Source organism: Rhodococcus sp. MTM3W5.2, from assembly GCF_001984015.1.
In the GTDB taxonomy this organism is placed as follows: domain Bacteria; phylum Actinomycetota; class Actinomycetes; order Mycobacteriales; family Mycobacteriaceae; genus Rhodococcus_G; species Rhodococcus_G oryzae.
On record NZ_CP019572.1, the window covers coordinates 252606 to 265073 of the forward strand.

Consider the following 12468-nt stretch of genomic DNA (forward strand, 5'->3'; position numbering starts at 1 on the left):
ATGGCGTCAGCGGCCTCGGTGGGGCGATCGGCCGCGTGGACCGTTACGGCCATCGCGGTGACCTTCGGTGCCACGGCTTGTATCGGAGCAGTGGACCGCGCCGACTTCGACGCGGCAATGCGAGCGCGCGGCGGGGGGATGACCACGGCCGTGGTCCGGGACGCGATGGCCGCCCTCGCGCTCGAGTACGGCGTCACCGAGTTGCAGGTCACCTCGGTGAACATCGGGCCGGTCGAGACGGTCGATGTGACCGTACGGAACCCTGCGCGACCCGATCAGCTGGACAGTTACACCTTCGACGGCCGATATCTGAGTGAACCGACCCCGGTACTGGTCAGTGCCCACGACGATCTCGACGCGCAATCCTTCAGCCTCGGAGAGGTTCCCGCGCTCGGCCGCGTCGAGAGCCTGGTCGATGACGCCCTTGCGGACACCGCCTTCGACGACGGCCAGGTCACCGGCATCTCGGTCAACAGAACCGAGGCGATACGGCCGACGGTCATGGTCGAGTCGCCGCGGTCCCGGGCACTTGTCGTGTTCGATGCCGACGGGGCGATCTCGGGGGTACATCCGCTGTGACCGAACCCGTGGAACTCGGCGTGAACGCCGAGCGCGCGCGACGACCGGCTGTCGCGCGGGCGTTGATCTGGGGAATGGTGATCGTCTTCGGCGCAGGCTTCCTCACATTGACCTCCTCGGTGATCTGGCCGGGGCAGGCGCTCTACCTGGCCCCGTTGTTCTGCGAACAACCCACCGCCGAGGCCGTCATCGTCTCGGACACCTACGCGTCGGGGGACGGCATCTCGACGGACTTCACGCTCTACTGCGTCGGCGATCGCGGTCAGACGATCGATGAGGGCTGGCTGCGGCCCTTTCTGATGCTCTGGGGTTGCTACGCCGTCGCGATCGTCGTGTTGGTGGTTGTGGTGGCGATCATCTCGCGGAAAACGACTACACCGGAGCAACACTCGCTGTAGCCGACCGTCCATGCATTCGGTGTGGCAGCGGTGCCGGACTTGCGCGGGCGACGCGGTCGAGGTATTCCTGGATACAGCGTCGCGTGTCGATGACGGACTGCGTCAGGCATGGAGGCGTCGGACCGCAAGGGGTTTCCTTGACCATCTCGTTCAACCACACCATCGTCGCTGCGAAAGACAAGCAGCTCTCGGCGTACTTCTTCACCACGCTGTTCGGCCTCCCGGATCCGGTTCCGGCCGGCTTCTTTCTCGCCGTCCAGCTCGACAACGGAGTCACCCTGGACTTCGCCGAACCACCACCCCACCTCGACGTGACCCCACAGCACTACGCGTTCCTGGTCTCGGAGGATGACTTCGACAGCATCTACGGTCGAATCCTCGAGCGAAAAATGGAGCACTGGGCGGATCCCCGGCAATCGGCCACGGGAATCAACACGAACGACGGCGGACGTGGGACCTACTTCCTCGACCCCGCCGGGCACTTTCTCGAGATCATCACTCGGCCATACGGTTCGGGTAGATAAGGTCCGCTGACACGGTGGTGGCCGCACCCCGGGTCGCGGGGTGTGGCCACCACCGGCCACAGGATCGTGCTTCCTAGCCGCTCGGCGTCGACGAGCCACCGCTTTGGGTCGGCGGCAGGAACCTGCGCGCGACGTTCTCCTCGCTGGACGCGCCAGGCGACCACTGCGAGATCCACGGGCCGGTGCCCTCGCTCTGGTCGAGCACCCCGGCCTCCAACCAGGTGTACCGGCCGTCGAGGACGGCGCCCGCGAGCCGGTGGTCCACCTCGTCGCTGTTGTCCCACAGCGCCGCGAACAGCCGATCGATCCGGATCCGGGACTGCTGGCAGAACGCGTCGGCCAGCTCGTAGGCGGCGTCACCCTGGCCGGGGTCCTGCCCGCGCAGCATCTCGGCTCGCACGCAGCTCGCCGACATCGCGAACAGTTCGGCGCCGATGTCCACGACTCGGCCGAGGAACGCCTGGTGCTTCTCCATCCCGGCCTGCCAGCGGGCCATGCCGTAGAAGGTGGAGCGGGCCAGCTTGCGTGCGTTGCGCTCCACGAAGCGCAGATGCGTTGCGTTCCCGCCGAATTCACCGTATGACGTCGGGAGCTGACCCTTGCCGGAGACCAGGTGCGGCAGCCACTTGGCATAGAAGCCGCTGGCGCCGAGCGCCGCCTTGGCCTTGTGCTGCAGGTCCGCCTTGGGGTCCGCGAGGTCCCCCGCCGCGGCCAGGTGGGCGTCGACAGCCTCGCGGGCCACCAGCAGCCGCATGATCTCGCTCGACCCCTCGAAGATGCGGTTGATCCGCAGGTCGCGAAGCTGCTGCTCGGCGGGCACCGCCCGCTCGCCCCGCGCGGCCAGCGACTCGGCGGTCTCGTAGCCGCGACCACCGCGGATCTGGATCAGGTCGTCGGCGATCAGGCAGGCCATCTCGCTCGACCACAGCTTGGCGAGCGCGGCCTCGATCCGGATGTCGTTGCGGCCCTCGTCGGCCATCTGTCCGGACAGCTCGAGCACCGCCTCCAGCGCGAACGTGGTGGCGGCGATGAAAGAGAGCTTGGCGGCGACCGCCCCGTGCTTGCCGACCTGCCTGCCCCACTGCACCCGTTCCGCGGACCACTGGCGCGCGATGAGCAGCGACCACTTGCCCGCTCCCGTGCACATCGCGGGGAGGGCGAGCCGACCGGCGTTGAGGGTGGTCAGCGCGATCTTGAGGCCGTCACCCTCGCGCCCGATCAGATTCGCGGCCGGCACCCGCACCTGGTGCAGACGGGTGACGCCGTTCTCGATCCCGCGCAGGCCCATGAACGAGTTGCGTCGCTCGACGGTGATGCCTGGCGAATTCGCTTCGACCACGAACGCCGTGATCCCGCCGCGGTGCGCACTGCCCGGCTCGCCGGGGCGCCCCTCGCTGCGGGGCACTCGCGCCATCACCACGAGCAACTCGGCGACCACGCCGTTGGTGGTCCACAGCTTCACGCCGTCGAGGAGATAGGCGGAGCCGTCCTCGGTCGGGGTCGCGGTGGAGGCCATCCGGGCCGGGTCCGATCCGACGTCGGGCTCGGTCAGCAGGAACGCGGACACCGCGCCCTTCGCGCAGCGGGGCAGGAACTCCCGCTTCTGCTCCGGGGTGCCCGCGAGCTTGAGCGGCTCCGGCACGCCGATGGACTGATGTGCCGACAGGAGCGCGGCGATGCTCGGGTGCACCGTCGCGACGAGCATCAATGCCCGGTTGTAGGCGACCTGCGACAGGCCGAGCCCGCCGTACTCCTCGGCGACCTTGAGGCCGAAGCAGCCGAGCTCGGCGAAGCCCTTGACGTAGTCGTCGGGGATCAGGGACTCCCGCTCGATCACCGTCCCGTCCAGGGTGGCGCAGTACTTCTCGAGCTCGGCGAGGAACCGGTCGGTCTTGGCCGCCTCCGCGGGCGGCGGCTGGGGGAAGGGGTGCACGAGGTCGAGTCGAAGCCGCCCGAGGAAGAGTTCCTTCGCGAACGAGGGCTTGTCCCACCCGCTCTCCCTGGCTTCCTCGGCGACCGCTCTCGCCTGTTCCTCGCTGACCTGGGCCGGTGCAACCATGATCCGCCTCCTGGAAGGACGTGCCAGTTGTTACTGGCGAGTATCCTCCCGCGGCACCGGTTTGGGAACCCTGCGACCGGGCGAGAATCGCGCGTGCGGTCAGCCCCGCGTCTCGCGCAAAGCCAATGCGAGCAGGCGCGACTCGACGATCTCGCGCAGGCCGCGCGGGTTCTGCAGCGACATCCGCTCGGCCGCCTCGTGGTCGTTCGTGGCCCCGCCGGGCAACGCGCGCAGCACCGTCCGCAGCCGTCCGGATCGGTCGGCGGTCCTGCCCTTGAGCCAGCCGAGGGCCCGCGCCAGGCGCTGCTCGACGGGGGTGAAGTCGCTGCCGAGCGGGTACTCCGGCAGTGTGCCGTCCCGGCGCAGGGGCGCCAGCGCGGATCGCAGTTGCGCGGGGGTGTTCCCCGCGGTGCCCGCGGGCAGGGCGAAGTCCCGCGGCAGTTTGCCGCCGCGGGTGGCCGCCGCGATCAGCGCTGTCTGGAACCGGGCGTCGGTGATCGCGGTCATCGCCGCGATGCAGTCCTCGTCGGTGCGGCCGCGCACGTCGGCGACCCCGTACTCGGTGACGTACACGTCGCACAGGTGCCGGGGGACGGTGGTGTGGCCGTAGTTCCAGAGCACGTTCGAGCCGGCCTTGTCGCCCGCCCTCGGGTCGAGCGCAGCATGAGTACCGAGCGCGCCTGCGGCAGCGCGTGCGCCATCGCGACGAAGTTGTACTGGCCGCCGACGCCCGATACCAGCCGGCCGTCGTCCAGCGCGTCGGACACGGCGGCGCCGAGCGCGGTGGCCATCATGCAGGTGTTGAAGAACCGCGCGTGGCGGCGCTGCAGCCGTTCGAGCGTTTCGTTGCCGCCGTACAGCTCGTTGACCTCGCTGACGCGCTTCATGCCGATGCCGTCCCGGTCCGGGTCCGGGAGATCGCGCAGCCAGTCGTAGAACTCCGGCGAGCCGAGATAGAAAGCGCCGTGCAGGAATTCGCCGTCACGCGCCACGACAGCGCAGTCGTCCTCGGTGGCGGTGCCCGCGTTGATGCGGGACATCACCTCGGCGTCGTCGACCACCCTGCGCTTGACGACACCGACCTCGACCAGCCGCTTGAAGCCCTCGTTGATCATCTCGGTACACCCGTACAGGCCGTCGGTGAACGGTGCCAGCGCCGGGTCGTCCGCGTGGGGAGAACCGAGGGCGTGCAGCACCCGACGGTAGGTGGCATTGTCGTTGTGCCGCAACGCCAGCGCGTGGCACAGTGCGTCGGCCAGGGCGCCGATGCCGATCTGCAGGGTGCCGCCGTCGAGCACCAGGGTGCTGGCGTGGAAGCCGATCGCGTAGTCGGCGTCGGAGACCGGTTCGCGGGGCAGGCCGAACAGCTTCGGGTGCGGGCCAGGCGGGGTCAGCACCGCGTCGAAGAAGTCGGGATCGACGACCGCGGTGCCGCCGAGCCACGGCAGTTCGGGGTCCACCTCGGCGATCAGCACCGGCCGTGGCAGTCCGCGCTCGGCGATCTCGTCGAGGGTGTCGAAGGTCAGATCGGTGTTGCAGGACAGCGAGAGTCGGGTCCCGCCTGGCTCGCGGGCGACCTTCTGCAGCACCGCGTTCACGCCGCGGTCGGCGAGTGCCCGCGCGACGTGCGTGTAGTTGAGGCTCGCGTAGCGCTGCTGCGCCTGGGGCGAGCCCAGCAACGCCCCCGATTGCAGGTAGAACTCCTCCACCTCGATGTGCGCGGGCAACGCGTTGCGCTTGAGAGCCCGCACGTACGCCAGCCGCGGGAAGTCGTCGCCGAAATGCCGCTGCAGGAACGGTCCGAGGAAGCGCGCCTGCAGGCCCTCGCCTGCGGCGGGCGGGTCCAGAGACAGCGCGGTGTAGAGGTGCAGCGGTCGAGACGGGTCTGCCTCGATCCGCTCGTACAGTGCGTTGAGGAGGCGGTGCGGCTTGCCGAGCCCGAGCGGACCCGCCACGTGCAGTGGGCCGTCGGTGTGGGTCAGCAGCCATTCCGTGGCGTCATCGAGCGAATCGAACTGCACAGGCTCCCGGCGTGTCGGCATGGGACACACCCTAGGAGGCGCTCCGCGCCTGTGCGCGGTTGATGAGTCCCTGCCCTCGCCAACCGCGCCCGGGCGGCGCAGCCGCCTACTTGTCCCACTGAGCGGAGCCGCCCGGACGGTGGTCCGCACTTGATGTCAGGATCTATCCTGCGGGGACGGAATGCGGACAGAAGGCGGGGAGACATGCCCAGGCTTGCGGAGGCGCGCGACGCGGCCGAGCCCAGTTCGGTCGAACAGCGGGCGCGGTACGGCCGCATCCTGGACGCGGCCGCCGTGTTGGCCTCCGAAAAGGAGCTCGAGCGCGTCCAGATGCACGAGGTCGCCAAGTCGGCAGGCGTGGCCATCGGCACCCTCTACCGCTACTTCCCGTCGAAGACCCACCTGTTCGTCGCGGTGATGGTCGACCAGATCGACCAGATGGGCGTCGGCCTGACCAAGCGCCCGAAGGGCACCGGGTCGCCCGCGGACGCGGTCTACGAGATCCTGCTGCGCGCGACCAGGGCGCTGCTGCGCAGGCCCATGCTGGCGACGGCGATGATCCAGTCCGCGGCCACCTCCAACGCGGCCACGATTCCCGACGTCGCCAAGATCGACCAGCATTTCGACGCCCAGCTGCTCGACGCCGCGGGAATCGCGAACCCCTCCGTCCGCGACACCACGGTGATCCGGTTGATCGTCTCCCTGTGGTTCGGGCTGATCCAGTCCAGCCTCAACGGACGGGCGTCGATCCCCGAGATCGAATCCGACCTGCGGATCGCGTGCGACCTGCTGCTGGCGGAACTCACCGGCACGGTCCGGTAGCGGACCCCCTCCGCATGCCTCACATTCGTCCGTTCCGCCGCTCCGACCGCCACCAGGTCACCGACCTGGTGAACGCCCACATCTCGGCGGTCGTGCCCGGATGGGCCGTCCCGACCGCCACCGTGCTCTCCCAGCTCGAGGCCGATCCAGGTCAGTACGGGGCCGACCCCTGGGTGCGGACCCGCGAGACCCTGGTGGTCGTGGTCGACTCCCGGGTGGTCGGCGCGGCGCACCTGCGGTGCTATCGGAATTCCCCGGACGTGGAGCCGGACCGCCGCGGCTCGGGCGAGGTCGCCTGGATGGTCTGTCTGCCGAATCAGGTAGATCCCGCTGCGGAGCTGCTGGGCGCCGCGCTGCGTGTGTTCGAGTCTTGGGGCGCAAGAAGAATTTTCGCCGAGGGCGACCTTCCGACGCCCGCCACCTTCGGAATCCCGGACTGCTGGCCGCACCTAGAGGAGTTGCTGCTCGGCGCGGGGTTCCGGCCTGCCGAGGGCGCCGTCGAGTTGCTCCTCGCGGGCGGGATCGAGACCCTCCCGGTATCGGATGATTCTGTGTTCGAACAGATTCGGCGATCGGTGGGGGAACGCGGGGTTCGATTCACGCTCGGCGACGGCGGGACGGAGCAGGGCCGCGTCGAGACGATCGATGACTGCACCAGCGGTGGGACACTGCTGCGGCTCGCCGGATGGGCGGAGGTGGCCGACCTGTTGCTGCCCCCCGGACCCCGGGGCAAGGCGTGCGCTCCTGGGACCGTCGCGGACTGGCTCCGGATGGGCGGCGTCGAGAACCTCTTCATCGCTCTCGCGCGTGGGGACGTCGAGGAGGCGGAGTACCTCGAGGGCCTTGGGTGGCGGCAACTGGCGACGGTCCGGCGCGGGTGGGAACGTACGACGCGGCCGTAGCCGGGCATGCCGTTGCCAGGCCCGAGGAAATGGAATACATTCCAAAAAGTGGTCCCGCCACCCTCCGGGTGCTGGTAACCCTCCCTGATGTTCGTGAACTCGCAGTGCGTGTCCGTTGCGGGTGATACCACCAATGTGCAGCCGACCACCATCGGCGAGCGCATCCCGGGTCTCCCCGAGACCCCGAGCCCGGAAAGTAGCAACAGTTATGAATCGCACCTTCGTTGTCGGCGTCGGCATGACCAAGTTCGAGAAGATCGAGTCTCGTGACTGGGAGTACCCGGACATGGTGTCCGAGGCCGTCGGCGCCGCGCTCGAGGATGCGGGCATCTCGTACGAGCAGGTGCAGCGCGCAGCGGTCGGCTACGTGTTCCAGCCGTCGGCCGCGGGCCAGCGCGCGCTGTACGAGACGGGCCTGACCGGCATCCCGATCGTCAACGTCAACAACAACTGCGCCACCGGTTCGTCGGCGCTGATGATGGCCCGCGAGTGGGTGCAGGGCGGCATCGTCGACGTCGCGCTGGCAGTGGGCTTCGAGAAGATGACCAAGACCGCCCTCTCCGGCACAGGGGAGATGCCCAAGGTCTCCACGCTCGACGATCATTTGAAGGTCATGAAGGCGAAGCACGACTGGGGTCGCGGCCCCATGACGGCGCAACTGTTCGGCAACGCCGCGCTCGAGCACATGGAGCGCTACGGCACCACCGCCGAGCAGATCGCATCCGTCGCGGTGAAGAATCACAAGCACTCGGTGAACAACCCGTACGCGCAGTTCCGTGACGAGTACACGCTGCAGCAGGTGTTGGACGACAAGATGATCCACGCGCCGCTCACCCGCTCGCAGTGCTCGCCCACCTCGGATGGCGCGGGAGCCGCGATCGTCGTCAGCGAGCGCTTCGTCCGCGAGCACGGACTCGAGGACCAGGCGATCGAGATCGTCGCGCAGGCGCTCACCACGGACACCGAGGCGGCCTTCGCCGACCAGTCGATGATTGACGTGGTCGGTGCCCCGATGACGCGGGCGGCCGCCGCGCAGGTGTTCGCCGAGTCCGGGCTCACGATCGAGGACGTGGACGTGATCGAGCTACACGACTGCTTCGCGATCAACGAGATCATCACGTACGAGGGCCTCGGCCTGTGCGAGGCGGGCGAGGGCGGCAAGCTGGTCGAGTCCGGTGCCACCACCTACGGCGGTCAGTGGGTGGTCAACCCGTCCGGCGGCCTGATCTCGAAGGGCCACCCGCTGGGTGCGACCGGCCTTGCGCAGTGCGCCGAGCTGACCTGGCAGCTGCGCGGCAAGGCGGACGCCCGTCAGGTCGACGGTGCCCGTGTGGGTCTGCAGCACAACCTCGGCCTCGGCGGTGCGTGCGTGGTCACGCTGTACCGGGCCGGGACCCTGGAGCTGAACTGATGGACCTCGGCAACCACCCCACCTTCGAGAGTCATGAGGACGGAACGGTTCTCACTTCCGCCCCGCAGGACGCCCCTGTGGACCGGGCCACCGCCGCCGCCCGCCGGGTCGTCGACGCGATGTTGCGCACCGACCGGGCCAACGCGAACCTCGACCGGGTGGCCGAGGAGCTGAACAGCATCGCCGATCACCTCGAGGAGCACGCTCCCGCCGTGGCGGAACGTCTGATCGACATGTGGAACGGCGAGGGCGTGACCCGGCACGATCCCGTCACCGGCCCGGAGAACGCCATCGCGCCGCCGATCGTGCTCGAGGGTCTGAGTGATGGCTCGGTGCGGGGCGAGGTCACCCTGACCATGCCCTATCAGGGTCCGCCGGGGTGTGTGCACGGCGGCGTCTCGGCGCTGATCCTGGACCACGTGCTCGGCGTCGCGAACGCATGGGGCGGCCAGGCGGGGATGACCGCGCAGCTGAATGTGCGGTACCACCGCCCTACCCCGCTGTTCGAGCCGCTCACGGTCACCGGTAGGCAGATGTCCGTGGAGGGTCGCAAGATCAACACCGTCGGCAGCATCACCACCGCGGACGGCGAGGTGTGCGTTTCGGTGGAGGGACTGTTCATCGACGCCGCGGTGCCGCGCCCCCGGTAGGCGGCTGCGCCACCCGTGAGTCCTTCTAGCCCCTGGCGGACCAGAAGGACTCACGGGCGCCGGAGGTGCCTGCAGCAGTTGCGCGAGGTGGACGCCCGCGCGGCCGGCGAGCTGATCGGCCTGGGTCCGGCAGGAGAAGCCGTCCGCCAGCAGCACGGCATCGGGTCCCTCCTCCCGGAGCGCGGGCAGGATCCCGTTCTCGGCCACCGCGGCCGAGACGTCGTAGTGGCCGCGTTCCATCCCGAAGTTCCCGGCCAGGCCGCAGCACCCGGCGATCTCCCGGACCTCGGCGCCCGCCCGCGCCAGCAGCGCCCGATCGGGGGCGAAGCCCATCACCGCGTGCTGGTGGCAGTGCGGCTGCACGACGACCCGGACCCCGTCGAGCCGAGTTGGCGACCACGGCTTGCCGTCGGCATCGGTTGCGGTGATGAGGAATTCGGCCAACGTGCGTGTGGACGCGGCGACGAGGGCAGACCGGGGATCGTCCGGGAGCAGCTCGGGCAGGTCGGACCGCAGCACCGCGGTGCAGGACGGCTCGAGGCCGATGATGGGGCGCCCCGCCTCGAGGTGGGGTTGCAACTGATCCAGGGTCCCGAGCAATTGCCTTCGCGCACCGTCCAATTGACCGGTGCTGATCCACGTGAGTCCGCAGCAGGCCGACCGCCGCGTGATCAGGACCCGATAGCCGGCGTCCTCGAGCAGGGCGACCGCCGCACGGCCCACCGCGGGGGAGAAGGTCTCGGTGAAGGTGTCGATCCACAGCAGCACCTCACGGCCGGGCTCCTCGGGGGCGGGCCTGCGCCGCCACCATCGGCGGAAGGTCTGGTCGGCGAACCGGGGGACCCCGCGTCGCGGGTCGAGTCCGGCCACGCGCAGTCCCGTTCGGCGCAGCGGCCCGATTGAGCTCGCCGCGTTGATGATCGACGGCAGCCGTCCGCCGATTCGCGACCACCGCGGCAGCATCCCGAGCGCGTAGTGGGTGCGCGGACGCGGCCGCCGTCGATACCGCCGATACAGCACCTCTGACTTGTAGGCGGCCATGTCCACCCCGGCGGGGCAGTCCGAGCCGCACGCCTTGCAGGACAGGCACAGGTCGAGCGATTCCTCCAGTTCCGGCGAGTCGAAGCCGCCCGTCACCAGCGACCCGTTGATCGTCTCCTGGAGCACCCGGGCACGGCCGCGGGTGCTGTCCTTCTCGTCGCCGGTCGCGAGGTACGACGGGCACATGAAACCGCCCGCGCCCGAGGTGTCCGCGCGGCACTTGCCGATGCCGACGCAGCGGTGCGCCGCCATGCTCAGGTCGCCGCGGTCCGCGGCCAGCGCCAGGCCGCCTGCGAAGGGGACCGGCGGCGCCTGCGCCACCCGCAGACCGGCGTCCACGGGCGCCGGGTCGACCAGCACGCCCGGGTTCAGGACATTGCTCGGGTCGAAGACCGCCTTGAAGCCGGCGAACGCGGCCAGGGCCGACTCCGAGTACATCAGCGGGAGCAGTTCGGAGCGGGCACGACCGTCGCCGTGCTCGCCGGACAGCGATCCGCCGTGGCCGGCGACCAGCGCGGCGGCGTCGACCAGGAAGGCCCGGAAGCGTTGCGGGGCATCGGCGATGGGCAGGTCGAGTCGCACGTGTACACAGCCGTCGCCGAAATGCCCGTACAGCAGGCCGTCCACCCCGTGCCTGCCGGTCAGCTCCGCGAAATCGCGCAGGTACGCGCCGAGGCGCTCCCGGGGGACCGCGGCGTCCTCCCAGCCGGGCCAGGCGGGCTGCCCGTCGACGGTGCGGCCGGCCAACCCCACGCCGTCCGCTCGGATCCGCCACAGCGCGGCCGATTCCGGGCCAGTCGGCACGACGCGGCTGTCCAGTGCGCCCGCGCCGCGACAGATCTCGGCGGCCCTGGCCATCGCGTCGGCCGGCGTCGAGCCGTCGACCTCGACGAACAGCCAGCCGGCGCCGCGAGGCAGGTCCGGGACCGCGCCCGCACCCTTGTGCCTGCGAACCACATCGACCAACCGGGCATCGATGCCCTCGATCGCCAGCGGGCGACCGGTCAGCACCATGGCGGCACCGTCCGCCGCGGCCGGCATGTCGGGGTAGCCGAGGACCGCGAGGGCGGTGGCGGCCGGGACCGGCACCAGCCCGACCGTCGCATCGAGGATCAGGCCGCAGGTGCCCTCGGAGCCGACGAGGGCACGGGCCACGTGGTGCCCGCGCTCGGGGAGCAGGTGCTCGAGCCCGTACCCCGACCCCTGCCGTTCGAAGCGGCCCAGTTCGGTGCGGATCACCGCGAGGTTGTCGGCCACCAGACGGTCGAGTCCGGGCGCGGCCGAGAGGTCGTCGGCCAGGCGCCGCTCGGCCCCGGTGCCGTCGAGAATCCGCAGGGCGTGGACGTTGTCGGCGGTGCGGCCCCAGGCGACGGCCCTGGGTCCGCATGCATTGTTGCCGATCATCCCGCCGAGGGTGCAGCGGTCCTGTGTGGACGGATCCGGGCCGAACCGCAACCCGTGCGCCGCGGCCGCCCGCTGGAGGGTGCTCAGCACAACGCCGGGCTGCACAACGGCGGTCCGGCGGTCGGGATCGAGCGCCACGATGCGGTCGAGGTGTCTGCTGAAGTCGAGGACCAATCCGGACCCGATCGCGTTGCCCGCCACGGAGGTTCCGGCCCCACGGGCGGTCACAGGAAGGTTGTGGGTGCGGCCGACCTCCATGACCGCCGCCACGTCCTCGTCGGAGCGCGGGAACACCACCACATCGGGCACGACGCGGTAGTTGGAGGCGTCGGTGCTGTACTCGGCCCGGCGTCGGGTGCTGTCGTCCACCTCGCCCGCGACCCGCGCGTGCAGCGCGGCGATCGCCGAGGTCAGATCGTCGGTACCGCTGATCTGCGACACCCTGCCGATACTACGGCCCCCGCGACGGCTCCTGCCAGCGTCGGGCGCTCGCCGCCGAATGATCGAGGTAGGCACACTAATTCGATGGATCACCGCAGGTGCCGAAAATGCGGGAAGTCCGGATGAGGCCCCGAGAGCCCATGCATGATGGCAGCCGCAGTTCGACTATCCCCGTTTGTCCAGGTCGGAGATCCCGGACAAACCGACATGAAAGGT

The 12468-nt window shown here is 69.9% G+C and carries 10 protein-coding genes and 1 pseudogene; 7 read left to right on the top strand and 4 right to left on the bottom strand.

Features of this window, described 5'->3' with window-relative positions; genetic code table 11:
• From BTZ20_RS01170 to BTZ20_RS01180, 3 genes are all read left to right on the top strand, one after another.
• The gene (locus BTZ20_RS01170) at nucleotides 1-579 is read left to right on the top strand and encodes a hypothetical protein (protein WP_077040076.1); all 579 of its coding nucleotides are present in this window, start codon (nucleotides 1-3) and stop codon (nucleotides 577-579) included.
• On the top strand, nucleotides 576-977 hold the full coding sequence (locus tag BTZ20_RS01175; protein ID WP_223263562.1) for a hypothetical protein: 402 nt from the start codon (nucleotides 576-578) through the stop codon (nucleotides 975-977). The genes BTZ20_RS01170 and BTZ20_RS01175 overlap by 4 nt, the downstream gene beginning before the upstream one ends.
• A 137-nt stretch (nucleotides 978-1114) precedes the next feature.
• Nucleotides 1115-1501 carry a VOC family protein gene (locus tag BTZ20_RS01180; protein ID WP_077040077.1) on the top strand — a complete coding sequence of 129 codons (387 nt, stop codon included), beginning with the start codon at nucleotides 1115-1117 and terminating at the stop codon, nucleotides 1499-1501.
• A 73-nt stretch (nucleotides 1502-1574) separates the two neighbouring features.
• Here BTZ20_RS01180 and BTZ20_RS01185 read toward each other — a convergent pair whose 3' ends face one another.
• The 3 genes from BTZ20_RS01185 to BTZ20_RS28800 form a co-directional block, all read right to left on the bottom strand.
• Nucleotides 1575-3560, bottom strand: a complete 1986-nt coding sequence (locus tag BTZ20_RS01185; RefSeq protein WP_077040078.1) for an acyl-CoA dehydrogenase family protein — start codon at nucleotides 3558-3560, stop codon at nucleotides 1575-1577.
• A gap of 99 nt (nucleotides 3561-3659) precedes the next feature.
• Nucleotides 3660-4133, bottom strand: coding sequence for an acetyl-CoA hydrolase/transferase C-terminal domain-containing protein (locus BTZ20_RS28795; RefSeq protein ID WP_411269100.1), 474 nt, complete (start codon nucleotides 4131-4133; stop codon nucleotides 3660-3662).
• On the bottom strand, nucleotides 4064-5602 hold the full coding sequence (locus tag BTZ20_RS28800; protein WP_262982532.1) for an acetyl-CoA hydrolase/transferase C-terminal domain-containing protein: 1539 nt from the start codon (nucleotides 5600-5602) through the stop codon (nucleotides 4064-4066). Before BTZ20_RS28800 ends, BTZ20_RS28795 begins: the two co-directional genes overlap by 70 nt.
• A gap of 183 nt (nucleotides 5603-5785) precedes the next feature.
• On the opposite strand from BTZ20_RS28800, the gene BTZ20_RS01195 reads away from it, so the two are divergent.
• The 4 genes from BTZ20_RS01195 to BTZ20_RS26465 all read left to right on the top strand — a co-directional run bounded on the left by BTZ20_RS01195 (nucleotide 5786) and on the right by BTZ20_RS26465 (nucleotide 9366).
• Nucleotides 5786-6403: a TetR family transcriptional regulator gene (locus BTZ20_RS01195; RefSeq protein WP_077040079.1), complete on the top strand. Its 618-nt coding sequence runs from the start codon at nucleotides 5786-5788 to the stop codon at nucleotides 6401-6403.
• 14 nt (nucleotides 6404-6417) lie between these two features.
• Nucleotides 6418-7305 (top strand): hypothetical protein, encoded by an 888-nt coding sequence (locus BTZ20_RS01200; protein WP_083742447.1) that lies wholly within the window; start codon nucleotides 6418-6420, stop codon nucleotides 7303-7305.
• A 208-nt stretch (nucleotides 7306-7513) separates the two neighbouring features.
• A complete protein-coding gene (locus tag BTZ20_RS01205) occupies nucleotides 7514-8716 on the top strand; it encodes a lipid-transfer protein (protein ID WP_077040080.1) in 1203 nt (400 codons plus the stop codon).
• Entirely contained in the window at nucleotides 8716-9366 is a 651-nt protein-coding gene (locus BTZ20_RS26465) for a PaaI family thioesterase (protein WP_077043387.1), read from the top strand. The genes BTZ20_RS01205 and BTZ20_RS26465 overlap by 1 nt, the downstream gene beginning before the upstream one ends.
• A gap of 72 nt (nucleotides 9367-9438) precedes the next feature.
• On the opposite strand, the pseudogene BTZ20_RS01215 reads toward BTZ20_RS26465, so the two are convergent.
• A pseudogene (locus BTZ20_RS01215) lies at nucleotides 9439-12243 on the bottom strand (FAD-binding and (Fe-S)-binding domain-containing protein); the annotation flags it as partial.
• Between the last annotated feature and the right edge of the window lie 225 nt (nucleotides 12244-12468).